General features: G+C 43.2%; 22 protein-coding genes and 5 pseudogenes. 12 read left to right on the forward strand and 15 right to left on the reverse strand.

Annotated elements, in window-relative coordinates; genetic code table 11:
- Positions 1 to 454 precede the first annotated feature (454 nt).
- Positions 455 to 706 carry a hypothetical protein gene (locus AAFX28_RS23425; RefSeq protein ID WP_408690972.1) on the forward strand — a complete coding sequence of 84 codons (252 nt, stop codon included), beginning with the start codon at positions 455 to 457 and terminating at the stop codon, positions 704 to 706.
- Between the two features lie 53 nt (positions 707 to 759).
- On the opposite strand, the gene AAFX28_RS23430 is transcribed toward AAFX28_RS23425, so the two are convergent.
- Entirely contained in the window at positions 760 to 990 is a 231-nt protein-coding gene (locus AAFX28_RS23430) for a hypothetical protein (protein ID WP_408690973.1), read from the reverse strand.
- Between the two features lie 37 nt (positions 991 to 1,027).
- On the opposite strand from AAFX28_RS23430, the gene AAFX28_RS23435 reads away from it, so the two are divergent.
- The gene (locus AAFX28_RS23435) at positions 1,028 to 1,543 is read left to right on the forward strand and encodes a DUF2913 family protein (protein ID WP_408690974.1); all 516 of its coding nucleotides are present in this window, start codon (positions 1,028 to 1,030) and stop codon (positions 1,541 to 1,543) included.
- 33 nt (positions 1,544 to 1,576) lie between these two features.
- Here AAFX28_RS23435 and AAFX28_RS23440 read toward each other — a convergent pair.
- The 3 genes and pseudogenes from AAFX28_RS23440 to AAFX28_RS23450 all read right to left on the reverse strand — a co-directional run.
- Positions 1,577 to 1,795 (reverse strand): annotated as a pseudogene (locus tag AAFX28_RS23440) (JAB domain-containing protein); the annotation flags it as partial.
- Between the two features lie 77 nt (positions 1,796 to 1,872).
- On the reverse strand, positions 1,873 to 2,085 hold the full coding sequence (locus AAFX28_RS23445) for a putative quinol monooxygenase (protein WP_408690975.1): 213 nt from the start codon (positions 2,083 to 2,085) through the stop codon (positions 1,873 to 1,875).
- Between the two features lie 9 nt (positions 2,086 to 2,094).
- Positions 2,095 to 2,257: pseudogene (locus AAFX28_RS23450) on the reverse strand (tautomerase family protein); the annotation flags it as partial.
- A 650-nt stretch (positions 2,258 to 2,907) separates the two neighbouring features.
- On the opposite strand from AAFX28_RS23450, the gene AAFX28_RS23455 reads away from it, so the two are divergent.
- Both AAFX28_RS23455 and AAFX28_RS23460 read left to right on the forward strand, forming a co-directional pair.
- Positions 2,908 to 3,897 (forward strand): type IV toxin-antitoxin system AbiEi family antitoxin, encoded by a 990-nt coding sequence (locus AAFX28_RS23455; protein ID WP_408690976.1) that lies wholly within the window; start codon positions 2,908 to 2,910, stop codon positions 3,895 to 3,897.
- Complete coding sequence (locus tag AAFX28_RS23460; RefSeq protein WP_408690977.1) at positions 3,851 to 4,669, forward strand: nucleotidyl transferase AbiEii/AbiGii toxin family protein; 819 nt, start codon at positions 3,851 to 3,853, stop codon at positions 4,667 to 4,669. Before AAFX28_RS23455 ends, AAFX28_RS23460 begins: the two co-directional genes overlap by 47 nt.
- A gap of 118 nt (positions 4,670 to 4,787) precedes the next feature.
- On the opposite strand, the gene AAFX28_RS23465 is transcribed toward AAFX28_RS23460, so the two are convergent.
- Entirely contained in the window at positions 4,788 to 5,039 is a 252-nt protein-coding gene (locus AAFX28_RS23465) for a hypothetical protein (RefSeq protein WP_408690978.1), read from the reverse strand.
- A gap of 148 nt (positions 5,040 to 5,187) precedes the next feature.
- Between AAFX28_RS23465 and AAFX28_RS23470 the strand changes: the two genes are divergently transcribed.
- Both AAFX28_RS23470 and AAFX28_RS23475 read left to right on the forward strand, forming a co-directional pair.
- On the forward strand, positions 5,188 to 5,736 hold the full coding sequence (locus AAFX28_RS23470; protein WP_408690979.1) for a WYL domain-containing protein: 549 nt from the start codon (positions 5,188 to 5,190) through the stop codon (positions 5,734 to 5,736).
- 1,147 nt (positions 5,737 to 6,883) lie between these two features.
- Complete coding sequence (locus tag AAFX28_RS23475; protein ID WP_408691055.1) at positions 6,884 to 7,108, forward strand: helix-turn-helix domain-containing protein; 225 nt, start codon at positions 6,884 to 6,886, stop codon at positions 7,106 to 7,108.
- A 241-nt stretch (positions 7,109 to 7,349) separates the two neighbouring features.
- On the opposite strand, the pseudogene AAFX28_RS23480 reads toward AAFX28_RS23475, so the two are convergent.
- From AAFX28_RS23480 to AAFX28_RS23510, 7 genes and pseudogenes are all read right to left on the reverse strand, one after another.
- Positions 7,350 to 8,659, reverse strand: a pseudogene (locus AAFX28_RS23480) (tryptophanase).
- A gap of 1,939 nt (positions 8,660 to 10,598) precedes the next feature.
- Positions 10,599 to 11,684, reverse strand: coding sequence for a ParB family protein (locus AAFX28_RS23485; RefSeq protein WP_408690980.1), 1,086 nt, complete (start codon positions 11,682 to 11,684; stop codon positions 10,599 to 10,601).
- Complete coding sequence (locus AAFX28_RS23490; protein ID WP_408690981.1) at positions 11,684 to 12,883, reverse strand: ParA family protein; 1,200 nt, start codon at positions 12,881 to 12,883, stop codon at positions 11,684 to 11,686. Before AAFX28_RS23490 ends, AAFX28_RS23485 begins: the two co-directional genes overlap by 1 nt.
- A 184-nt stretch (positions 12,884 to 13,067) precedes the next feature.
- A complete protein-coding gene (locus AAFX28_RS23495) occupies positions 13,068 to 14,135 on the reverse strand; it encodes a replication initiation protein (protein ID WP_408690982.1) in 1,068 nt (355 codons plus the stop codon).
- Positions 14,136 to 14,947: 812 nt separating this feature from the next.
- Positions 14,948 to 15,343, reverse strand: coding sequence for a hypothetical protein (locus tag AAFX28_RS23500; RefSeq protein WP_408690983.1), 396 nt, complete (start codon positions 15,341 to 15,343; stop codon positions 14,948 to 14,950).
- Positions 15,340 to 15,537, reverse strand: a pseudogene (locus AAFX28_RS23505) (hypothetical protein); the annotation flags it as partial. The pseudogene AAFX28_RS23505 and the gene AAFX28_RS23500, both read right to left, overlap by 4 nt.
- Positions 15,538 to 16,778: 1,241 nt before the next feature.
- Positions 16,779 to 17,129 carry a GNAT family N-acetyltransferase gene (locus AAFX28_RS23510; RefSeq protein ID WP_408691056.1) on the reverse strand — a complete coding sequence of 117 codons (351 nt, stop codon included), beginning with the start codon at positions 17,127 to 17,129 and terminating at the stop codon, positions 16,779 to 16,781.
- Positions 17,130 to 17,307: 178 nt separating this feature from the next.
- On the opposite strand from AAFX28_RS23510, the gene AAFX28_RS23515 reads away from it, so the two are divergent.
- Complete coding sequence (locus tag AAFX28_RS23515; protein WP_408690984.1) at positions 17,308 to 18,252, forward strand: D-2-hydroxyacid dehydrogenase family protein; 945 nt, start codon at positions 17,308 to 17,310, stop codon at positions 18,250 to 18,252.
- 95 nt (positions 18,253 to 18,347) lie between these two features.
- Here AAFX28_RS23515 and AAFX28_RS23520 read toward each other — a convergent pair whose 3' ends face one another.
- Positions 18,348 to 18,938 carry a hypothetical protein gene (locus AAFX28_RS23520; protein ID WP_408690985.1) on the reverse strand — a complete coding sequence of 197 codons (591 nt, stop codon included), beginning with the start codon at positions 18,936 to 18,938 and terminating at the stop codon, positions 18,348 to 18,350.
- A 212-nt stretch (positions 18,939 to 19,150) separates the two neighbouring features.
- Between AAFX28_RS23520 and AAFX28_RS23525 the strand changes: the two genes are divergently transcribed.
- Positions 19,151 to 19,549, forward strand: a complete 399-nt coding sequence (locus tag AAFX28_RS23525) for a hypothetical protein (protein WP_408690986.1) — start codon at positions 19,151 to 19,153, stop codon at positions 19,547 to 19,549.
- Between the two features lie 136 nt (positions 19,550 to 19,685).
- Here AAFX28_RS23525 and AAFX28_RS23530 read toward each other — a convergent pair whose 3' ends face one another.
- The gene (locus AAFX28_RS23530; protein ID WP_408690987.1) at positions 19,686 to 20,504 is read right to left on the reverse strand and encodes a competence protein CoiA family protein; all 819 of its coding nucleotides are present in this window, start codon (positions 20,502 to 20,504) and stop codon (positions 19,686 to 19,688) included.
- A gap of 591 nt (positions 20,505 to 21,095) precedes the next feature.
- On the opposite strand from AAFX28_RS23530, the pseudogene AAFX28_RS23535 reads away from it, so the two are divergent.
- The 4 genes and pseudogenes from AAFX28_RS23535 to yejK all read left to right on the forward strand — a co-directional run bounded on the left by AAFX28_RS23535 (position 21,096) and on the right by yejK (position 24,994).
- Positions 21,096 to 22,414: pseudogene (locus AAFX28_RS23535) on the forward strand (hypothetical protein).
- A gap of 4 nt (positions 22,415 to 22,418) precedes the next feature.
- Positions 22,419 to 22,787, forward strand: a complete 369-nt coding sequence (locus AAFX28_RS23540) for a hypothetical protein (RefSeq protein ID WP_408690988.1) — start codon at positions 22,419 to 22,421, stop codon at positions 22,785 to 22,787.
- Between the two features lie 318 nt (positions 22,788 to 23,105).
- Positions 23,106 to 23,660, forward strand: a complete 555-nt coding sequence (locus tag AAFX28_RS23545) for a hypothetical protein (RefSeq protein ID WP_408690989.1) — start codon at positions 23,106 to 23,108, stop codon at positions 23,658 to 23,660.
- Between the two features lie 329 nt (positions 23,661 to 23,989).
- Complete coding sequence (yejK, locus tag AAFX28_RS23550) at positions 23,990 to 24,994, forward strand: nucleoid-associated protein YejK (protein ID WP_408690990.1); 1,005 nt, start codon at positions 23,990 to 23,992, stop codon at positions 24,992 to 24,994.
- Here yejK and AAFX28_RS23555 read toward each other — a convergent pair.
- A complete protein-coding gene (locus AAFX28_RS23555) occupies positions 24,970 to 25,467 on the reverse strand; it encodes a hypothetical protein (RefSeq protein ID WP_408690991.1) in 498 nt (165 codons plus the stop codon). The genes yejK and AAFX28_RS23555 overlap by 25 nt on opposite strands.
- Between the last annotated feature and the right edge of the window lie 81 nt (positions 25,468 to 25,548).

Consider the following 25,548-nt stretch of genomic DNA (forward strand, 5'->3'; position numbering starts at 1 on the left):
AAATCAATCGTTCTCCATGATGTTTAGGTAGTTGCCTAAAGAGTATTCCCCTATCATCATAAGCACTAATTAATATTGAGCACTTTGTGTCGCTTTGTCTCACCCTCCCACGGAATCCACAGAGATCATAAGCGTGTGACTACAACAATGAGCTCGGAGCTCAAAAGCTCATGAATGAGCTATAAAAAAGTGCTAACAACTTAAGCTCGATGGCCTAACCTTTACTTCTTTTCAACGGAAAATAATCTCCAAAAAGAAAGAAATATCTTACAGACCTTTATCCCCAGCGACCTTATTATCCTTTCTTAACAATCATCGTTCAACTTTAGTCACGAGGGTTCTTTAACTTGAGGTTGGCATTAGCTCTTAACTGCAATAAGGTGCGAAGCTCTTGTTGAGAAAAAAGAAGTATCACGCTCTGCGTGGACAAAATAATCATCAAATGAGATTTCCCATGATCCTGTTAATCACAGATGTAATTAATACCAGTACTTTAAATCAAAATGTCGATATCGTTCATTTCCAAATCATCGAGGGTGACCCCTCTATCGACGACATTAACCAACTTCTCAGTAGAGAATTAGAACATGCGTTTACTCCCTCTTACTCAACAGAAGAGAAGATAGGTCGATTCCTAAGCTTATCGAATGAGTGCATTAAAGGGATGCATTTCAACGCAGAGGAACACAATGAACTTCATCACTGACACCGATTCTAAGCAAGCCAAAACCATCCTCACTCAACACAGATTCAGCCTACTTAAAATTCAATCCCCTGACGGTCGCCACCTTGCTCGCTTTTCTCCTCCACTGCAAGGTTGGACACCTTACGACCTTTGGCAAGTGCGCCAAAGCTTCCCTCCTCAGTGGCAAGAGAAACCCATCCTTGTTTATCTAAACGAAACACATATAGGAGGAACAGACCTTTAAGAGATTCAATGATTGAAAAACAACCAACCATCCCCCATATAACGTAAGGATATACACTCATATCAAATGCCCTGCTCCATTTACTTACCACGGTATCGATGAGCAACCGTTTTATCCCCGTATCAAAACGCAATGAAATACTGACCAAATACCAGAAGCCAAAACTGAAAGAGAAAGCCTTTTCTAACCTCAAAAAAGACATTCGCTTGATGTTAAACATCGCTAAATCTAAGCAAGGCAACTTGGAGCAAAGACTGTATGAACTCAATAGGCTGTCGAAAAACCATAAGCCTACGGACTTGGCCAAACTCATTGAATTACTTGTTTACCTGAATGACGAAGTGAATATTGACTCAAAGGTGTACAAAGAAGGCCAAGAGACTCAACCCAACATTCTTTACATGCTGGAATCCCACATAGAGCATTGTTTCGACAATAATGAAATGCAAATAGCTCCGGTATCGATGCTTATCCAAACATCAGAGCCAAATTTGCTTGTTGACACAATCAACCAACAACACTGGTTCATTTGTGAAATAAAAGAGTGGAATGGCGACAAAGGCCATGCTCACTTAGTTCTGCATCCATTAGACGTAAAGCAGAATGCAGCCTGAACAAGTGTTCAGGAATTAAACGGCCGAAGCCGTTTAAATCCATCCTTTTTCAGCGAATGAAACTACCACTTCGTGAGAGATAACGAAGTGGTCTAACACTCGGATATCAAACAATGCCAATGCATCGATAAGACGGCGAGTGAATCTGCGGTCACTCTGGCTAGATTCCACAATGCCAGAAGGGCGATTGTGGTAGAAGATAACCGCAGCGGCATTGCGAAATAATGCGGCTTTCACTACTTCGCGTGGATAAAAGCGCCAATATCTTATGCAACTTTAAGAATAGTACTAAATAATATAATCATTAAATAATCCAAACTACACAATGTTTATGTGCAATAGGTATCCCTAACGGCCTGCATTTTTTTACATAACGAAAAGACAAAAAACCGATTTGGGTTATCGTTACTTTGAGTAACTTCAAAGATTAAACAGCCGGCCTCTTCTCGAGTTAGTTCGATGTGCATATCTAGCGCTGTAGTCACTGTTTCTAGTTCGCTTTCTGGGATTTCGATATATCCCGATAAAATTACTTTACTCATACCACACCTCTAAACATTAACCTTGTATGTTAGGTCGGTGACATCACCACCTGTCATTCCACGAAAGCCCCGACAATGTGGCGGTTACTCTTTAATAGTTTACAGGTGAAATCCCAAGTTGAGCTTCGATATTTGTAAAAAGAGCCTTAATTAGTGCTTTCTTAGTTTCGACTGCATCTACACTCTGCGCAGTAAAAGTCAGACTTATCAGGGGGGGGAACAGTTCAAAAGCTCTTTGATTTCATCCACTGTTCCTTCTTTGAACGTATAACGCTCTGCTAAGCGGCTAGCAACTCAAACACGACACTTAAACTAACCAACGTAAACACTTTACCAAACTAGAACCAAAATTGCCCAACACCACCGCCATAATCAACAAAACATCCCCTGAGAAAGCCACACCTTTGCCACTTGGGTTAAGCATTTATTTCAAGATGATCAGCGTCATACCTTACAAGGTCTACTTAACTCTAAGCACCCGCTGACCAACAAGGACATTATTTTAGTCGATAACGCAAACAAAATGAGTGCGAATGAACTGCTCTCACTCAGTGAAAAAGCCGGTAACAGCAACAGTAAAGTCATCTTACTTACCGTGTATCAGACCGCCAAGGCATGAAAGCGCACAGCGCTATCGACCTTTACAGTAAAGGGAATGCCACGACGCACAGCTGGGGCAACAGCAAACGTCATAGGCGCTAGCGGAGAAACAGGCATTGAAGTCGAGTTCAAGTGTCCGCCTAAGGCTTAGATGGAAGAGCTATTTACAACACCTAACTTCACGGATATAATTTTTTCATGAATCATGAAAAAATTTAAGTCGTGAATTTAGATAACCGCTTATTGGAAAGGGCACTGAACCAACTCCCTGAAGAGCTGAAAGGAAGTATTGTTGTAGTGGGCGGCAACTCAAATTTTGAGGACACTTGCCTTGCTCTTAATCTGAGCGAGCGAACCACAAAATTTCACATCGAGTGCAAAACCATTCACCGCAAAGAAAGTTTGAACCATTTCTCAACCAAAATTGAGGCGAGCCAACGCATACTGATTTGTAATGGCCTAAGCACTTTCTTAAGAGAGTACTGCCACCAAAACCACATCAATTATATTGATGAATCAGGCAACGCGCGGATTGTTGGCCAAGGCATCTACATTTTAGTTCAAGGGAATAAACCTAAACCGGCTCAAAGCAAAACTTCCATGATGAGTGTCGGCATTATGAAATGCCTATTCGCCCTACTGGTCGACGAAGAGCTAATCAGCCAGCCATACAGTGAGATCGCGAGCAAATCGAACATCTCTCTGGGCATGGTCAGCAAAGCAATCAAATACCTCATCGATAACAACCATATCCCAGAGAGCAAAGAAAACCGTAGATTGCTCGACAAGTTGGCGCTCACGTATCAATGGCTAAACGCTTACAGCGTAACATTGCGCTCCAAAACCAAAATGATGAGACTAAGCTCCCCACAAGCATGGGAAAAACTGCCACTCGAATCTGGCGACTTATGGGGAGGAGAGGTAGCCGCAAGCAAACTCACCGACTACCTAAAGCCAGAGCATGCGTTACTGTACACACGTTTACCATTGCAGCAAAAAATCCGTCAATATCGCGCAAGACCGGACGAACGTGGCAATCTAACCATAGCTACCCCATTTTGGGGTGAGCCACTTGATATCACGCCTTTTGCTCAGGCCCTATTAAGTACCGCTGAATTGCTGGCAAGTCACGACAGCCGTAACCAAGAAGTCGCAGAGATCATCAATGACCAATATCTACACCTTAAGCAACTCCCTCAATCCCGTTTTTGAACAAGCTCTGCTCAAAGTCACTCACGCAGTGAGCCCGTTAAATGTGCCATACTTCATAGCAGGTGCTACCGCGAGAGATATAGTTTTACACGGAATCTTTGGGCATGAACCGATTCGCGCGACTCACGATATTGATACGGCACTACTTGTTGCAAATTGGGATGAATTTGAAACCATCAAACAAGGGTTGCTCTCAGCAGGGTTAGAAGCCACAGACCAAGCTCATCGAATGAAAGAACCCGATAGCGGGCTACCTATAGATATTATTCCTTTTGGAGGCCTAGCCGACACAGACGGTCAAATCCAATGGCCACCAAGCCATGACATCACCATGTCAGTGGTGGGTTTTCAGGAAGCTTACGAAAATGCTCTGACCGTTCAACTACAAGATCATGAACTAAAGGTGGCATCGTTACCTGGTATCGTGATGCTTAAACTGATGGCTTGGAACGAACGAGGTGGTGAAAGCTATAAAGATGCGACCGACTTTTATACCGTGTTATCTAAGTATGAGCTCATTCACGACGGGCGTTTGTGGGAAGATTATATTCCCAGTGAAGAACTCGATTATGACGTACAAAAGCAAGCCGCCTTTCTACTCGGTTTTGATTTGAAAGATCTGCTAACTGATGCCACCCAGCAAGTTCTAATCAACATAAAAGAGGAAAAACACGACGCGTTGATCATGGCTATCACACGCACTCATAATGGTGTAAAAATAGATGAAGTCGAAGCGCAGCTTGAGGCCTTTTGGATGGGTGTTTACGTATAGTAAAAGACCAATATTTGTTAAAGAAAAAGCCCAGCAGTGCTGGGCCTCTTTTAACACGAATCGAAATGGCGATATTAATTCGGGAGCATGTGCAGCGATGCTGTTGGAGTAACCATTTTTACTCGCTCCCCCATGATAAAACAGTATTACTACCGATACCTTTGAATAGCACTTGGGCTTTTTCAAATTTAATGAAGCTATCCCAAAAACTACTAGTATCACCCTGAATACCAAATTCTTTAGCGTAAACATTGTAAGGCTCTTTGTTATACACAGTTGCAAATTCAACCCTAACATCCGAGAGTCTCATTACACCAGTGAAGATTATAGTTAACGCTCCTGGAATAAAGAGCGGAAGAACAATAGTCATAATAAACAACCTGTTACTCATTCTCTTAAGACGGTTCGACGCTGCCTCTTTCTCTTCTATTGATAAATCTTTCTTCAGCAAGAATGAAATTACCGACTCGGATAAGGCCATCTTACCCTACGAGAAAATAAACACGCTTCCCCATCAGATGAACATTAGTCATGTCGAGTGTGTTACTCGAGCAATCAGTTGCGGCCACGCTATCCAATGTAAATACTATTCAAAAAACAGTGCGAACCATTCGAGTAGAACGATTGTACCTTTGAACATTTTGCATGACGGTGAGCACTGGATATTTAGAGCTTATGATCGTTCTGAGGAAACTGATTCAAGAAACAAATTCAAATTCTTTCATTTTGGACGAATGCTCGATGTTGATGAACATAGAGATAGTGAAGAGTTAAAACAGAAACCTCATGAGGCTCTCGTCACCATGCTCACCCTAGCAAACCTCCACGAAGGTACACAATCCATCCAAGCTCTGATGACGGCACACAGCCAACCGTATGAAGCGATTTTGGTCGATCTCAGGTGGAATGAGCAATCTGAATTGCAGACACTCTTCGACCATAACGAGCTTGCTTCGCCTGATGACATTCCATCAAGCATCCTAGAAACCGACATTACACCCTGCCTGTCATCAATGTATTGCCCACCTCAATCAGACGACACCACCTTGCCAAACGTAATCTTCTAAATCTGATTTGCTGACTAGGAAATCTTTTTTCTGACACAAATAACATAGCGCGCGGATCGCATTATAACTGCAACCTATTCGACCCGATGGAGAAACAACAAACATTTTTCCGTTACTCGATCTTATATTTAAGCTAACAATTTGCTCAATTAGTCTCACTTCGCGACAAAGCGCATATGACACTTTTTTGCACTCGATATCCAACATGGACTCAAATCCCCCTTGATGTGACTTCCCCTCTATTTGTAATAATTTATAGTAAAAAACCAATATAATTCATAAATTTATTAAAATTTTTTATTACAATTTAATTAATAGAAAGATAAATGTGTCCTAACTTTGTTTCATAGATAATTGGTCGTTATTAGAAGTGAAACAAAGCTTGTTATTTTTCATGATTCTGAAACTAGTCTCAAAAATATAATAGATAGAACACGGCGTTATTTTCATCAGCACATTAAAATCTAACCTAACTGAACGTTAGGTATCTTATTATTATCAACCCTCGATCTTCATCAAAATCGCGCACATTACGTGACACTGTCACAATAAAAATCTAATGCTCACTCAATCTTATCCTTGAGTTTCATTGACTTAAAAATAACTAATAAATTGAGAAACAGGTTGCTTATTGACATAAACTCTCTCCTGCCCTTTAGATATATGAGCTAATGATGCGCATTAAACTTCTTTTGATCACCGATGAAACCAACACCCATACCGAGGCTATCACACAACAACTCTCGAGCTTGGACATCGACGTAATCCATACGCATGAGAAGCGCCACTTTTCAAATTATGAACATTTGTCCCAATTTTCAGCCATTGTTTATGGCAAGAGCTTTTCGTCACTGACTTAGTGGCTTACGCGAACTCAAGATCAAATTCCCTATTTTACCGCCCCTATCATTTGGCTCACTACCATTCAGCACCCTCAATCCAAGGTCAAACGCCAAACATTGATCCAATGGATATCCCTACCCTGCTCAACCGAAGCACTTAACCAGACACTTCATGATATCGTAGGTCAGTGGGCAAATTGCTATGAGCCCACTCAATCAGTTATGGCAAACTAACGTTGCAGTTTCATTCTCGAAGTTTGGTCTACAACCATCTGCGTGTCTTTCTTACCGCCAGTGAATTCGATTTGCTGGCGTATCTGTTTGTTCACACCGATGAACCGAAATCGATCGAGAGCATTTCACGCGCGATTCGAGCCGACAGCCTTGACAATCAGAGTTCGCTGCGTGTCTTAATTTTTCGGACTAGAAAAAAGATTAACAACGTGATCAAACAACCATTGATAGAAACATGCCATAGGAAAGGTTATCGGATCGGACTTCGCTTCAACGAAACACTTTTTCATCGCTAAAAAAGCGTAATGGATCACTTTGAAAGAAAATGATGAAACACGGCACGGAGAGCAAGAATGAGCTGATATCTTTAGCTCGTCCCCAAACGACGATCACTAATTATTATTTCCCTCGGGATCAAAAAAGCCCTCCGGAGAGGGCAATACTTTATATATTAGGCTTGAAATAAGGGCTCAATTGTTGGCTACACAATTTGCTCTCAAGCCAAAGTGTAGTGCTCTACGGCCTGCACTCAAATTATTAATGTTTATTAGTAACAGGTCTCAGTTTCGCTAAGAAGTGACGCAGTACAGGAGGTTCATATTCAAACTCATAACCAGGAATATTCGCAGCGTCAGCCTTAATCCGTTTCAATACATCAACCACATAAGTTAACTGCTCATTGGAATAAACTCGGCGAGGGATAGCCAAACGAGTCAACTCAATTTCACTCTCTTTCTGTATCCCCGTATCTGGATCTCTTCCCAATAAAAACGAGCCAATTTCCGCACTACATACCCCACCCTCAATATAGAGCGCGTTGGCCAGCGCCTGACCCGGAAATTGGTGTGCTGGAATGTGCGGCAGTAATGCCCCCACATCAATAAAAATGGCATGTCCACCGACAGGAGTTTGGATCGGGATCCCCGCCTCTTTCAGTAGCTCACCAAAGTACTCCACCTGAGAAATACGCGCGCTTAGATAGTTCTCATCCACGGCTTCCTTCAGCCCGACTGCCAAGCATTCTACATCCCTGCCCGCTAAGCCTCCGTAGCTCACAAATCCTTCGTTAACGATACAGAGCATCTCGACCTGACGAAACAGATCACCATTGTCCTTCACCGCGAGTAAACCACCGATATTAACCATTGGGTCTTTTTTGCAGACAGTGTCAGCATATCACTGTACTCATACATTTCACGTACAATTTCTTGCACGGTTCGCTGTTGATAGCCCTCTTCTCGTTGCTTAATAAAGTATGTGTTTTCAGCAAAACGAGCGAAGTCTATCACCACTGGGATTTCATGTTGCAGTTTAAACAAGTACACGTTGCCTTTAAAAGGATATTCCTTCTCCATCTCATACGCTTCATCTACCACAATGTTTACTGCTCGAGCTCCAGAGAGTTCGACATGCGCTGCTGTCGTGTCAAAGTGGAAGTTAGAGACAAATATCGGCTTGCTGTCACTTCGATTATGTCCGCGAGTTTCCTTCCAACGTTTGACCAACAACGGATGCAGAATCTTTTCAGCACCTCGACCTTGATGGGTCGGCACAAAGTTCTGGTACCCAAACACCAACTTCACCGAATCCGCTAACGCTTCGAAGCTACGGCTCCCTGAATAGGCTTCGTCTCCCATCATTAAAGCCGCCCATTGATCTTGGCTTAAAGCGCCAGTGCCTGAGTCCGTATGAAGATCAATGTAAACATCTCTACTTTTTAAACCAAATGGATTGAAGCCTGATTGTACTAATGCATTTTCTCGCTGTGCTTTTGGAAGCAGGGTGATAGGCTCAACTGTCTTGATCTTGAACGCGAATGTTGGTTGTTGTTCATGGTCCAATTGCATGTTGCTCTCCCTTCGTAAACAAGGTTTTAATGGTTATAAGTACCGAGAGATAATATCCACGCTGACGGTAGATTAATATTCATTATGTTTTATTAGGAATTAATTGTGTTTTTTCTTAGCGTCTGTTCTCGTCTACCGCTGACAAGAGCTTTGTTAGGCCACCATCACGTACAACGCTAACGACAATAGGCCTGGAGAGCAGCTCATCAAGATAATCTAACGCGGTAAGTCACTAGTTTAGAAACGATGCTCAGCCTGAGCGTTGACAACAGTAGGGATAGTTCTGAGGTTTAAATAGGGTGAATTACACATCACCGCTATCCCTCCAATCCAGTGAGTCGCTAGTTTGGGAACGATGCTCAGCCTGAGCGTTGACAACAGTAGGGATAGTTCTGAGGTTTAAATAGGGTGAATTACACATCACCGCTATCCCTCCAATCCAGTGAGTCGCTAGTTTGGGAACGATGCTCAGCCTGAGCATTGACAACAGCAGGGATAGTTCTGAGGTTTAAATAAAGTGGATTACACAGCAAGGTTATCCCTCCAATCCAGTGAGCCGCTAGTTTGGGAACGATGCTCAGCCTGAGCGTTGACAACAGTAGGGATAGTTCTGAGGTTTAAATAGGGTGGATTACACAGCAAGGCTATCCCTCCAATCCAGTGAGTCGCTAGTTTAGGCGCGATGCTCAGCCTGAGCGTTGACAACAGTAGGGATAGTCCTGAGGTTTAAATAGGGTGAATTACACAGCAAAGCTATCCCGCCAATCCAGTGAATCGCTAGTTTGGGTAGGATGCTCAGCCTGAGCGTTGACAACAGTAGGGATAGTCCTGAGGTTTAAATAGGTGAATTACACATCACAGCTATCCCGCTAATCCAATGAGCCGCTAGTTTAGGAACGATGCTCAGCCTGAGTATTGACAACAGTAGGGGGAATTCCGGAGTTTAATAAGGTGACCCCCTCTCCAACCAAATCAGTGACTCGTCAACGTCAGACACACGAATTCTCTGAGCCGAATACGCACTCTAGAAAATAAGCTCTCCTTACAATACGGGCTGCACTGGGAGTTACCTAAAAACAAATAGAGCGAAAGCCGGATAACCCTCTCTGTATCTAACAAACACAAGGTTAGCCAAAGTGAACCTATTTGAGAATAGAGCAAGTCGCTCGCAGGACTGATACAAACTTAGTGGTAACACTCGTAAAGTGAGAAACTCCGTCGAGCCTGTTAGTCGGGTGTGCTCTTGAGAAACCGGGATTAACCAGACAAGATGAACGTTGTCACCCAAAAATGATGGCATTGTGATTTCAACCAATGGAATACATTAAGTCGTCGAGAATGCGCGCTAAGGAGAGTAGAGTCGAGGGCGTCATAAGGGAAGGGGAGGGGAGGGGAGGGGGAGTCGCAGTCCTAAAATTATAAACGCGTCGCAGCGATACCATCAGACCAATGGCAAACATTTGTTCGCTTGAAATGAAAATCACGCTCACCTCAATATAGGGTGAGAACTGAACGATACTACCAATAAAAGGAGTCTCCTTAACGGCCGTACAGCAACGAAACAGGTAGTCCGCCCTCACCGACATCCGTCTCGCGACACACTACGCTCTCGGTCACCTAAATATGGTCCATTACGAATACCGGAATAGAAATACAAGTCATCAGTCATGGCAGATGCCATGGATGAGTAACAACAAGACACGTATACATCGCGCCAGTAGGGGATACCACCCTTTGAATGTAATGCACTCATAGGTTACTCGGCGTGCTCAAAATGAAAATGGCGTGTCGACAGGAGCACATCTTAAATGTGACATTGTCACTCTTAAAATCACACATTATGGCTTTAGGGCGAATGCAGCATGCGTTCAAAAATAGGGGAGGGAAAAGCCACCTGACAACCGCCCATAAAAAACTCCCCTTTAAGGGGAGTTGTTTATCAGTCTTCCGATTGGTAGTCGCGCAACACTGAGTGCACGGCTTCATCTAACGCCTCTTGAACCGACTTCGGCAAGCGACCAAATTCGTAACTGAAGTTTCGCCCTTTACTGCGTTTGCGCGCAAACATGCCTTTGGCAGAAAAGGTTTTTAGTGGTGTGACCGATAGATCGCTGTCGACCTTACGCGTCTTCGCAATTTTCAGATCCGCCTGAATATCAGCAACCAACCACTCCTTGATACTCAGCCCATCGTCTTCTGGTCGTGCGTTGGCCAGTCGTTGTTCAGTCTGCGCAATAAACTCGGTTAACATTAGCGTGTCTTCGCCATAATGTTTCATCGCTTTGTCCAGCACCGCATAGTCGGTATGCGACAAGTCATTGACCACCGGGAACAAAGCGACCAAGCGTTCATCAATACTGGCTGCTTTAAGCGCGCGCCCCACCGCCTGACGACTCATACCCAGACGATTGGCCACTTCTTCCTGAGTACAACCCTCACTGCGCATCACCATGATACACTGCAAACCGATTTCTCGTTGATTGTGCTCTTTCGCAGACTGAAGCTGTTTAGCCAAGGCCTTAGCCTCTGTGACCGAAATGATCTCCTTAGTCACCAACACTCGGAACTGTTCAACACGCCCTTCCTGCAATAAAAACCAAGCACGTCGACGCGAGCCATCCAGAATATCGATCTTACCATCGACTTCACGCCCCACCGCCGGGTAAAATTGTTGGTAGGCGAGAGAGCTCAAATCCTGCAGAGAGTCCGCTGTCAATAACGACTGATCACGACCGTTAACGTCAAACGTCACCATTGTGTCGTTTTTAACTTGGACATAGGACAGCGTCACTTCATGAAAAAGCGCAGTTTTTCCAGAAGAAAGACGCCATTCTACCGCGTTACCCACCGATTCTAGGCCAAAATGGCTCGCTAGGAACGCCTGAGTGCTCTCTCCGGCTTTTTCTAGCTCACTGCTCAATTGACGCGTTAAAGACTCTAGATTCGCTTTAGCGGCGTTTTTTTGAGCTTCTTCCGAACCAACAGCATTACCTAACGGGCTGATCGCTCCACGTTTTTTCGCCATTATTCTTGCTCCTCTTCACGCCACACATTAATAATGTCACGCAATATCTGACTGGTCACTTCATAGGCATTTTGTTGGGCCCCCTGGAACGTCGCCTTACTTTTAGGGTACTCACTCTTTGACATATCGAACACTGTCGACAACAGTGAAGACGATTGGCGTACCGCTTCACTGTGCTTGAATTCTTTGGAATACAAATAGTGTGAAAAATGATCATACAAACTGTTCATCAACTCAGTGGTGGTCGAGCTGTCTCGGTGGTTGGTGAGCAGTATCTTCATAAAGTCATACCCCTGGTGTTGCGCGTTGGCTAACAACGCCCACACCTGAGGAATGTAGCTAAAGTAAGAGCACGTCGCGTCGATGTCGTTTTCCGTGACCGACAGCGGGAACACCACGCTGGTCGCTGCAAAGTACGCGTTGTAAGTGGCATAACCCAACGATGGGGGAGTGTCGATGATCAAAATATCAAACTCATCTTGGACCGACTCTATGATGTCGCTCAACAGCGAGTAAGGGGAGGTCAGTTTCTGACTGAAGACTTGCTCATGGAACCAACCTTCAATCGCTCGGTCCGTCTGTGACGCTGGCAAAATACGCAGGTTGGGAATCGTGGTCTCTAAAAAAGCACCCGATACAGCTTGATCAAAGGTCTCGCCGTCCTCTAACTCGAAATTACGCATCATCAGATCGCCAATTGACAGACAACCTTCCAGCTCCGCTTCCGGCGCGTAATACATGGACAACGTAGCCTGGCCATCCATGTCAATGAGGCCGACACGATATTCTTGATGAAACTCGGTCGCTAACCCTGACGCAATTGTCGCAGCAGACACCGTCTTGCCAACGCCGCCCTTCTGATTCTGGATCACCAGCACCTGCATTTTCTGCTTTGCATTGCGCTCAAATTTTGGCTCTTTACGCAACGATTCTGGCAGTAAATCACGCACTCGGTACATCTCAGACAAATCAATTGACCATTGCGACTCTTCGTGGCGACGCGGATCAATCTCGGCACTAGCCACATACTTGTCCAACGTCTTCGCATCAATCCCCAGATAGGCTGAGGCTTCCGCGCGAGTAAAGTTGCGCAGCTCCTTACGATGATTGGCCAGTAAGCGAAGGTTACGACGCTTAATGTAGCGATCTGCCCCTTCTTTTAAGTTTTGAAAGGTTGCCGTTGTTTCCAGAGTATCCATTTCTACCTCCACCAAGATTCTGGAAATAGTATATCCTTTATTTTTCTAATCGCACAACAAAAAATGATGGAATAATTAAAAATAATGTCTAATATTGAGAATAACGGGAATGAAGTTCTATAAACGACAAAAAAGTTTGCTTAGCCTCGCAAAGCAAACTTTTTTGTGTGATATTGAGTCCATCTCAGTAGCCTTTGCTGCCGTTGATCTTCTCCAACTCCGCCAACTTGTCCAAAAACGACTTGTCGTCTTCGTCACTCTCCACCGTATCCGGTAGAACATCGCCTTTACCGCGACTCTGTCGGCTCAACAAGGCTTGTTCGACATACGTAGCCTTGTCATCCTCATCAATTGAACGATAAGAAAACGCCAATAGCTCCAGTTCTTCGGTTTCTAATGGTTCATCAGTGGTAAGACGCTTGGTCTCTAGACGGGTGATGTTCCGCTTGGCATCCTCAAAGTTAAGCTTCTGGATCGGCGACACGCTATTGATCCAACGATACAAGAACTCAACCGCATGGATGTTACGTCCGTGCTTATGCAGTCGGATCCCTAAGCCGTCTTCTGATTCAAGAAATAAAATTTCCTTACTGGTCTTAGGATCTTCACTGAGCTCTTCAATGCTTTCCTTGATACAACGCGATAAAAACACACTAGTGTTCTTGAACGAAGTCTTGTTGGCTTTTAAAGAGCCATCTTCATTCAATAACCCCATAAAGGCCCGCAAATCGTCAATCTCGATCGGTTTTAAATTGGTGCCATCGGTCTTAAACCGCGACAAAATCTCGTACAATCGCTTGGTGTATTCACGCTTGAGGCCTAAGAAGCTTTTGGTGTTGATCAACGAAAAGCCCTGATTGTACTCAATGTACTCTTTGGAGAGGGCGTCATTGGGGATCAGCGTCAGCACACGGTCTTTGTAGGTCGCCTTCTTAAACAGCGGAGTAAACTCAAACTCGGTGTCGCCTTGCTTTTCAATGATAATGCCAATCTTACGCGAGGCGAGGCGACTCACAACCTGCTTTAGCTGTGAGCCAATCGCACGGTTATTCAAGCCCAACCACTCCGACAACTGTGACGCGGTAAAGCGATATTCAGGGGTCCGGTTTTGAGTCTCCCAATCTTCAGGCTTCATGTTTGCGACCATCAAACCAAACAGGTTCGCTTCCCGTGCCGTCAGATCTTGTTGCGAGAAGACCAACTCATGGCCTTTCTTAATATGCTTCGGCAAGTTTTTAGGATTTGTGCTCATACCGGACAGTTTTGTTTGCTTAAGCAAACTTTTTTGTTTTACATGATGCTTAGGATGACACATTTTAACCAGTTAGCAAACAAATATGTGTGATTAATTGGTATAAACAACAAAATTGTTTGCTTGTGTCACAGTTTCTGTCGCACATCTTAAATAAGCAAACTTTTTTGTGTGGTAAATGACATAAAAATGATCCTTAAGCAAACTTTTCTGTCGTTATAAGCAAACTTTTTTGTCAACTAAGCAAACAAAAATGATCACAAAGCAAACTTATATGATCACAAAGCAAACTTATTTGATCTTAAAGCAAATTTTTTTGATCTACATTTTCCGATTTCTCTTTTTAAAACAATAATTTACGAGGCCTATAGTTTAATAGATCAATAGAGTTATAGTTAAATAGTTATTAATAGATTTAAATAGATCTTTATAGTGTCTGTGGATAAGTGGAAAACGTAACACACCATAAACATGATCGATTTCAACACATGGTTTTATCCCCAACCACCAAGCCTAACAGCCACATCGGATTGGTTTACTAATATTTTTCAATGATTTAAAATTACCATGTCAATCCACTTCTCACCAACATAGTTACTAAAAGCAAACTTTTTTGTATCATATAGCTATATCACACATTTTTTGTCACTGGATCCGACTTCCTTCCTGATCAGTCACAACGAACCTCAATACTAAGTTAGTACTTACTTTCTGTTAAGATTAACATTTCATACATCAAATGTGATAAGAACAATTTAGTTCGACTGATGGTTCACAATATCCCTTGAACAAGAGACTCTTAACATCATTAATCAGTGACGACGTAACCTCGGTCGCTGCCCCAAACTCAACTGCTGTATATTGATTACCGAATCACGGCTGGATAGACCCTGTAAGATTTCAACCTCTTCACCATCGAAAAATCCAAGAGTTACTGGCACTAATTTTTTGCTTGGCTCTCCGACTTGCACAACGGTAACGTAAGCCCCAGTGTCTTTAAACACGATCAGCGCAAGCAGTAACACCACAGCGTTGGTTGATGAAATCAATTCCATGGTCGCAGTTGCTTTGTAACCAACATGTTCAAGGAAAGGGGGCGTCAGCTGCGCTTTGAGCCGAGAACCATTTTTAAATGGTGTTTGTTCAGATTTACACCTCTCACTTAGCTCACTCGACTGTAGACCAATCATCGTTACGGTACCTGTCATGATCTGATTTTATCCATCGTGGCAATCACAACTAAAGCCGTTTCACAACACGATAAAGGATAACCATGCACCAATTGGCCAGATACAACATTGAGTTGGCGGACCATGCGATCTTCGATCACCATGGCATAGCGTTGGGAACGAACCCCACTGAAGTTGCCAGTGTCCATGTCAAGACCGAGTGCACGAGTAAATAATGTTTTATCTGGTGTGTATTGGCGGCATTCTACTGACTGTCGCCTTATACCATCGTCCGCGCAATTGCCGTACAGTTCCATCAGCAAATGCAGGGTTCGGTGATTGAACCCGCTTGCCACACTGGCTTTGACGTCGCCTTACCGTCGATGTGGAGCCATGGCAAGCTGCGTCGATCCTTTGATGCCGCTGTCTACCCAGTTTTTTGCACCTCGAGCCAGATTTAGGGCGCTCCTCTGAGAAGGGCTTTTCAACCCAATAGCATGGCGGTTGTGAACGTAGACATTGTACGGGTTGATAGATGGTATCGTTATCGAAATTCAGTACCTCAAATTGTGCCAAATCGCCCCATTCACGTCGTGACCGAGTGCGTATTTTGTTGATACAGAGCGTGGCAGTTAACGACTTCGGTTATTGGGATCCAAGCTTGAATTGACGATAAGAATGTACATATTGACTCCTTTTCATGGTCCATAAGCTGCGAAGTGTGCCCGTAATGAGCCGGAAGCGCCCTAGGCTCCGATCAAAGTATCGAGTGTTAACGGCCTTTGTGGCTTGGGGCGCTGCTCACGTGTCTCAGTGCCACTGAGTTGGGTGAAAATACGCGCAAGAATATTATTAAGGTACTGATTATTATAAATTTTATACGCTCCATTCATCTTGAAGAATGAGATGTGACTGACATCACGCCAAATTGATTTCGCGTTTGCAAAGCTTGACCCGGTTTCCACATAGAGGAGCAAGTTTATGGATCGAATTGGGGAACTGAGATTTTGGGTCGACGTAATTGAGCGATTGGCTGTGCCTCAACCGCAGCGACCCTTAACCTCAGCGGCTGTATGAACACGGCTTTTAATAGTGGCTCCTATCAACTGGTGGAGATTGCAGGGGAAGTGTATTTCCTCGACCACCGTAATGGCGCCGTCTATCAGGTGACAAACAGCACTTGCGCGACACGCTGACGATCCGAGGCTGGGCCGATTAGAAGGTGATGAGCCGCTGAATTCAACGAATTACCAGAGTGCTGGAATACTGTGTTTTTAGATCTTTGCACGCCATACTTAGAGCATCTAAAACCAACCCCATAACAAGTATTTTTGCGTGAATCCCAACCCTTGGCATTTTTCATTCCATCGTTGGGTTTTGAGTTTATGGTGGTAAGGCTAGGTTTTGTGGTAGCGTTGTTCACACCTTCATTGGGCGTTCTGTGATAGGAGTTCCCATCAGAACTCCTGATGAATTACAGTTTTTTGATGAATGTAATTTTGTGGTCATTGTCGTCGTAATAGTGCTCGACAGCTCCTTGTTGAGCATAGCCAATTGCACTATAAAACGTTCTTGCAGTCTGAAAATCATCTGTACTTGAGGTTTCAACAATAAGGAGTCTTTGTTCTTGTTTGGTCAAAGTACTTTCCATTAGTTGCATCAAATCTTTACCGATTCCACGGCGGTGATGTTCAGGATCAACAAGCAACATCAATACGTTCCATGTGACGTTGGTCATTTCCATTGGCTCGCAGTACGCGACACCAGTCATTAGTTCGTTTTCAAATTTGCCGAACCAAATTGCCTCACTTGATTCGCGCTCAATATTACTTGTTCAGCCGAAGTGGACGAGAATTGCACTCAACAAAGCGTTTAAGACAGACTCCCAACGTTTGGAATTGTTGATTCCATCGTTGGGTTTTGTGTTTACGGTGTAATGGTTTAGGTTAGGTGGTAGTGTTGAACTCTACTTAACGTGGTGTTATAGCAACAAGGAGAGTTCAGTGAAAGTTACAGTATTAGATGACTATCAGGATGTCGTTAAAACTTTAGATTGTTTCGATCTAATATCAAATTATGATGTGTCAATCTTGAATGAAACGCTCTCCGAGTCTGAGTTAGTCGTTAAACTAAAGCACACAGATGTTCTCGTTCTAATCCGAGAGCGGACCGTCATTACAGAATCTCTGCTATCTCAATTCCCCAACCTTAAAGTCACTAGCCAAACGGGTAAAGTTAGTAACCACATTGATGTTAGTTTGTGTGAAAAATATGGGGTTAAAGTACTAGAGGGGCGTGGTTCTCCTGTTGCTCCTTCTGAGTTGGGGTGGGCACTTATTATGTCAGCGACGCGTCATATACCAATGTACTCAGCGAACCTCAAAAATAACCAATGGCAAAACTCAGGAGAGCTTGGTTTAGGTCGCACTTTAAAGGGCTTAAAACTTGGTATCTGGGGTTACGGCAAAATTGGCCAACGAATCGCTCAATATGCTAAGGCATTTGAGATGTCGGTTGTTGTTTGGGGTAGTGAGCCATCAAGGGATCTGGCTCAAGAGCATGGTTTTGACGCTGCAACTTCAAAAGAGGCGTTTTTCTCAAGCTCTGATGTTGTTTCTCTTCACTTACGTTTAAATGATGTGACTAGAGCGTGTGTAACAGCCTCTGATTTAACGTTAATGAAGCCTAACTCCCTATTTATAAATATCAGTCGCTCGGAGCTGGTAGAACCATCAGCACTTTATAATGAGCTTGTATCTATCCCAACCAAGCGAGCTGCTTTAGATGTGTTTGATTTTGAACCAGCATCACTGGATAGTGAGCCTTTACTTTCGTTACCGAATGTCACAGCAACTCCTCATCTCGGGTATGTAGAGCAAAATAGTTATGAGCTGTACTTTAAAATAGCGTTCGAGAATATTTTGGCTTTCGAGAAGGGGGCTGTATAAATAGCAACATCGAGGAAGTCTTTGTGATAACGTGGCTCACACCTTAATGCGGCGTTAACTCTATTTTAATTCGGAGAAAGTTTGAAAATTGTTGGTTATATAGCAGCTTTTTTGTTGTTTCGAAGTGATTGTTTTTGTTTTATGTATGTGTCAACACAAGTGCCGGAGAAGCTTTCAATCGACAGTCTTAGAGCGTCGCCACTCAAGTTTGGTAGTTGATGACTTGCATTGTAGCTGACAGAGAGTTTTACTTTGTTCAGTTCTTTGTTCAGTTCTTTCGGCTTTGCTAGTAAATCGTTTTCTCTCAATTTCTTGAGTGTTCGCTCTATGAGCTTGTTATCGATGTGCACTAAGTATGCGTTTTCAATAGTAGGTTGCGCTTGATTTGTGTACTCAAGAAATAAAATAAAAGCAGGGTAATTGTAGTTAACCAAGCGCTGAAGAACTGACAATTTAATTCCAAGGCGTTTGTCTTTTCTCTGTGTCGCTTTTACTTGAACTTTGCACTCGAATGGGAGTGTTGCTCGGTCATTGGGGGTGTTAGAGCTATGCATAGTTGGAAACTCAACGAAGTAATCCCAACCTGTGACATCTTCTTCATTTGAGCTGTTAGTAATCAATCCAGTTTGGGTACACCATCTAACAAAATCGGTTTCGCCTAGTTTACCTAAATTAACTTTTGCCATAATCCCAAAGACTTAAACGATATAAGGCGTGTATAATACCACAGTTGCATATGGCGCAAATAGGCACTTAACAAGCATTTAAGAGTGATTCACAACGCTTGGCGCTTTCACTTCAAGCCAGTTTAGTGTTTATGGCACAATGGTTTAGGTAAGGTGTTGTTGTTCACACCTTAATTTGGCGTTAGGTGTTTTCGCGAAATTAGGATAATTAAATGGAAAGTAGGATCCCTTTACCAACAGATAATATTTATAAATTTTATGCTTTGTTCGGCTTATTGCTTGTTATATTTGGTTTAGGTTCCATCATCTATGTTAACCAATCCACGAACAACCTTGTTTATGATGTAATTATTGAATATCACACGCTTAAGAACATACCAGTTGAAGCTCGGACGTTAGTGCAAGAGGCTACATTTCAAGTTTTAGATAAAAAATTAGATGTTGCAGTTCGTAACAAGTTTATATTCTTAATCGCAATCGGTGGAATGATTGCCGGTGGTGTTTGTATGCTTTGGTATGGTTTCAAAACTTGGCATACTAAAATCCAGCCGATGCAAGATGAAATTACTCGATTGAATATTAAAAAACTCAAGCAAGAGGTCGGAGAGTAACCAACACCTAACAAGCATTTAAGGCTTCAAGATACTTTTTCTAATCCAATTGTGAGTTCCCATAGCGGCGGCTCGACATTTGATGTGAGCTAGTTCTGATGGGAGATTGATTAGGTACAAACAAAAGGACAACAAACTAACATACCCTCGGACGGTAAAGCTGATCTTCAGAAAGGTGACCATCACAAAACACCTCAGAGTCCCTGCATGACACACAACGTTTGCAGTAAATGCAATCGTCAATTACGTTGGCGTATGGCTTCCCACACCAAACACGCACCGCTAAAGGACAACCATCAACGTGCATCGCCATCCCCCTAAAGATCACCCCTTTACCAAGAGACTGATTAAGCATACATTCCTTTTCGTACTCAGCCCGCGCATTAAAAAGCCACTGCTTATTACTCGCCCCATCAATGACCAACGACTTCATACTTTCCATCGACAGGTCCCTATCAACAGAGGACAAGTCAATCTCAATACATGACACACCCATCCCCTTAATTACTGACAGTTTCTCCGCATCTACAGCATGCGTTACAAAGACCTCGATAAAGAGATCTCGATCATTAACCGTTGCAATAAGATCCGGAACAATTTCCCCCACTCGCTTCTCGATACGCAAACTCTCGATGTTAAGGTACCGCTCATCGGCAATCTTCAAAGGAGATCGGTTCATATCAAACGTGATCGAAACAGGCGGTATTTTCAGATAACGATACTTATCCAGTAATGCTTTAGCCTGGTAATGCAATGCGGTCTCCACCGCCGCCCCACAATCCGAACCCGGTTTATGTGAATAATGGTCATCACGCTTTGGACCTTTTTTAGCCAGAAGTTCCGCATCACAGGCAGGACAGCGGCAACCACACGCAAGTCCGCTCTTCACATCTTCACGACTCACGTGTACTAGCTCACCATCCCTTAAACCATACTTCAGCTTAACCGCACTCAAAAGAACACCTACCTATTTCGCTGGATGACTCAAATACCCATACCCTGACTCTAAGAACCCCGTCTCCATCAAAGACGACACCTTCCCAGTTTTCTCCACAATAAGAATGTCCGATTCGGTTTTACCTAATATCACCAAACTTGAGAAATGGTCAATCTCATATTCAACTGATGGTCGATGACCATCCTTTGACCTTCATGGTCTATCTCAATATAAGCAGGGTTCCACCATTTCTCGCGAATGATTATATCGGTATCAGGACCAATCAAACGAGACGCGCGCGGCAGATCTTGCACCGTGGAGGCCTATATCAAACAGTGTGTTTTACCCGAGAACTCAAACTTAACCTCAGTATCGACGAACACTCTCATAGGCAAATTTTACTAAAACGGAAATGTCCAAAAGTAAACCAGAGATTTTAAGGGATTCATGTGAGCAAGTTTTTGCCTCTAAACATTTACTGTTATGCTCCTTTAACGATGAAAATCCATGGCTATGTTTATGTTTACTGACCTTTTTGATCGCTCTAAACCTCACCGATGCCCAATAGGGAACCCTGCTCCTGAAACGTGTCCTTGCTCCAGTTGTTCTATGGCAAGGGAGTATGTAAAAAGTTGCGTCGCTTTAGATAGGGCGGTAGCAAAAGATTTTGCTCCAACAGGTTCTTTGGTGCCAGCTAAGCAAGCGGAATACTTGAAACTCCGAGAGAAAAGATTGAAAGGCAGCGTTGGGAGCGTATTAAGGAGTCCGAAGAGTCTTGGGAGTATGTGCAGGGCAATCAAACTCGATATGCTGAGCAAAGAGTGGAGACCTTAGCACAACAAAAAGTGATATTCGAGCTTGGTTGGATGTAGTCCCCAATTACTCAATCGCAAGATGAGTTGTGGGGAAGTCTCTTTACACCGCAGACAAAAGAAGAACAAAAGCAATACATCAAGCGTTGTAATCTTCATCTAAACGAGCCTGTTCGAGAGGGAGAAATTGTCCTTCTTCCAACGATAGAGCCTACAACCCAAGAAGAACGAGATTTGCTGAGTGAGTGGACTGAGCAGGCGAAGATTGCCAGTAAAGAGCTAGGCAAGTTGTTAGATGAAGAGGTCGCGACACTTAACCGTCATTTTGAGCTTTTCTCCTATCAACTGGAAGAGCGGATTGAATCGGATGGTTTGCTTCTTGGTTTTTATGCTCAGGTGGCAGTGGGAGTTGGCGCTACTTTTGCAATAGTTGAGCAGAACCTGAAAAATATCCAGAATGTCCTGTTAGAAATTAATTGGCTGTATGTTCAGCACGTCGAAACAAAGCAAAAAGTAGGATATGCCAATAATCAGCGATTTTTTGATCAGCGTGCTGCACTATTTAAAAAGCTTGATGGCTCATTTGCGATGTTATCAAAGCGTAGTGTTCAACTACCTATCTACAAGCAAATTAAACGCAATTTAAACCTTTCCACTAAATCTGTAGTTCACAATGCGGATGAAATTCTCAAAACAGGCTTTGTAAAAGAACTAGGGAAGCGGATTGGCAATATTGCTCTTGGTATTTCAGCTGCCAGAGGTGCGGGGTATGTTGGTTTACTAGTGGGGGCCGTAAGTGGGGTCGATAGTATTTATGAGGCATGTAAAGTTGATGGTTTGGGCGAGTGTGGTAAAACAGCGACACGTGAAGTTGTTGGTTTTATTGGTGGTATATATGGTGGAGTCAAAGGTGGAGGTGCTGGGGTCGGGCTTGCTGTTACAGCCGTTTCTGGTATCGCTTTGGTTATTGGTGTGACTGCATCGGCCCCTGTACTGGCTATTGCTGCAATTGGTGGGGCTGTTGTTGGTGGTGGTGTTGGTGGGATGACCGGTACTCTTGTTGGTAAATGGGGCGTAGACTTCATATATGAAAGTGTTGAATCAGCTTTGAGATAAAATTATGTTGGATTTGTTAGTGACCATTTTTGGCGTTTACGCAATTTTTTGGTGTTTTCCGGCGATAGTTATATTGCCAGTGATCTCATTAGGGAGTTTTAAGCATATTATCTTTATGGATAAACAATTAGCTAAAGACATTAGTAAATACTATTACGATAACGGCTATATGCGTCCTAAATATCAATTGTCTTGGGAAGTAGGGAGTCGCTGCTTTGATTATTGGGTTAAGTATCCATTTATTCGTAAACGCGTAACAACAAGCTCAATAAGATTTAAAGTATTCATGTGGTTTAATGCTTTAGGAATGTGGAGTTGGATAATGGTTTTTTTTCTAGCCTTTATTGAAAAAGGACTCGGTGTTTCGTTCTAATTTTTCTTAAAACTTTATGCGTATACAATATTAAATTTCACTTATAACTCTAATTCATTATTGCAATGTATTAAGTTATTCAAGGGTTACTAATGTACTACTTTTTAATTGGTCAGACTTCTGAAGTGATACGATATCGAATTTTTAAGACATATTTCTTGGTTGTTTTGTTTTAAGAATGGCCCTGAATCCCTAAAAGAGGTGGTGGTTTTTTAGTAGTGTGATCCATTTTTCACCCCAACCCCTTTTCATATGGGCGACTTTAACCAATAATACAAAGTCTTAGAGAAAGCTCGAACTATACAATGGCCTATCAAATTGGCCCTGTTTCCTCCTATATTTTACCACACACCACGCTCGGCGCATTTGACTCATCAGGTTCGTTCCGATCGCTCGGAAAAGGCGATTGAAGCGGCCATTGAAACGTTAAAGCAAACAGGAAAACCGATTTCTAAGGCCGCGGTGGCCAGAATAGTGGGATTACGTCGAGAGCATATTTCTCGTCGTTATGGACACTGCTTTCCGTCAAAGGAGATAATGGTGAAGAAAAGACGAGTACAGCCTGTTTCAGGACAATTTGTTCTCTCTGCTCCCGATGGCCGGTGGGAAGAGAATGAAAAAGGGGAGTTGGCGTTTAAACACACTCACACCGTCTACTTTGAATCGTCGGTGGGGGTTGGTAAGGCAAAATATTGGGCCGACGATATCGAGAAAGCGCAAGTCTTTACAAATATGGATGAGGCAGTGGCTATGCTTTTGGAAGTCAACAGAGCTCACTCTCCAGTGAGCATTCAATCCTTGCAGGAAGTGCCTGAGAGCTTCCTGAATTTGGCCGTTTCTTTTTGCGAGTGGAGCCGTCTCGAAGAATTATAAGAAAGGGAAGAGAAGTGACGCTACCGGAGAAAGTTAAATTCGGTTTTAAAGCCGCTTTGTCAATAAGAAAAGTGTTGAAAAGACGCCTTAATTTTAAAGACGAGAAATAGACCAGCAAAAAAAACAGACACATGTAGGAGAACTTGTGTCTGCAAAATAAAGTTTAAAAAATTGCATAGTCACGTCATGGGGTGACTTTTCTACAATATAAGAAATCACCTAACTATCAATAATATATGTTTGTTTTAAGGTTTACCTTATAGTGTTTTTGTTTGCTTTCTTACAAAATGGGGAGCGAAAAGAAAGCCTTTATTAAAACGAGGGAAAAGATGTCGATTGCACTGTCTCATATTGCACTCCACCAATTGATGAAAAATGACATAGGAGAGCTGCAGCTTCAAGTGCGCTCTGCTCCACTGGAGAACGATGCAAATTCTTTGCAATTAACGGAATTACTCCATCGTCAATTTGTCGCTAAAGTCGGCAAAGGTTACGGCTTTTTTCAACCCGACAGTGCGGTTAATCAGGCACTGATAAGCTACCGTGACCACTCCCTCTCTTTTTATGAATTCTCATGCCAGTGTGCGGATAAGCTTCACCAAGAGCTCGTTAAATACCCGTTTGCGGATGAAGGGGTGTTAGTGATGGCCATCTATCGCTATCTGGCCACGGACCAACTCTTTATTGGGCTGTTGCCAGTGCACCAGAGCTTGAAAGTGACGGAGGCGCTAGAGATTAATGCCACCGATTATTTGGATGTGCAACACATTACCATCGCGGCAAGCATTAACTTAACGGACAAAGAAACCGATCCTGAAAACCACCGTTACTTAGCGTACATCAAAGGCCGGGTTGGACGTGGCGTTTCTGACTTTTTCTTAGACTTTCTTGAGGCCGAAGTGGGACTGGATGTCAAAGCTCAGAACCAGGTGCTGATGCAAGCGGTGGAGGATTTTTGTGCCGACCATCAATTGGAGAAACAAGAACGTCATCAATACCGGCAGCAAGTGTTTGATCATTGCAGTGCACAGATCAAGTCTGGAGAAGAGGTCACGGTTAAAGAGTTGTCTGGTGAGTTACCCCCTAGTCTCGATGGTCAGGACTTTGCCACTTATACTCAAGAGCAAGGCTATGAGTTGGAAGACCACTTTCCGGTAGAGCGAAGCTCACTCAAACACTTGACTAAGTTTGTAGGGAGCGGCGGTGGTGTCTCGATGACCTTTGATGCAGTGTTATTAGGTGAACGTATCTTTTACGATCCAGAAACCGATACGCTTACCTTGAAAGGCACTCCGGCAAACTTACGCGATCAGCTTACACGACGTGGGCAGTAACACTCGGTTGTTTTTTGTTCCTTTCGAAGGGCTTTCCAGATATCAGGAAGACGATGCCCTTGTTTTTGAAGATATAGAATCATTTTTGATTGAGAGTCTGGAGTAGTGTGCTTTAATCTGCCAAATTGCTCCATTTTACATAATGAGGCTTGTCGATAATGATCGATGTTTCTTGATAGCGAGACGAGAGATTTTGTCACTTGAATGTGGTTGTACTGACCTTGTGAAAGGGTTCGAGCGATCAGGTTAAACCCTTGTCGTTTTTGAATGGCGATTTGAATATGTTGGTCGATATTATCTTGATCATCGATGGCTCCTTGCTCATAAAAATGGACTAGTTGGGCATATATACACTCAGGTTTCACTCCTAAACATACCAATCGTTGTTTAATGTAGTGGGTTGAAGCCTTTGGCTCTTGCTTTAATATGTGGGTGATTTTTTCATAGATTTGATACTCACTGAGCTTAGACATCCATGCTCCTTAAATTCTGATCTCCGCTTTCATTTTAGAATAAGAAAAAGCATAAATAATAAACAGTTAGGTCAATGGGAA

Origin of the sequence: Vibrio sp. TBV020 (assembly GCF_046056895.1) — a bacterium.
Classification (GTDB): Bacteria; Pseudomonadota; Gammaproteobacteria; order Enterobacterales; family Vibrionaceae; genus Vibrio.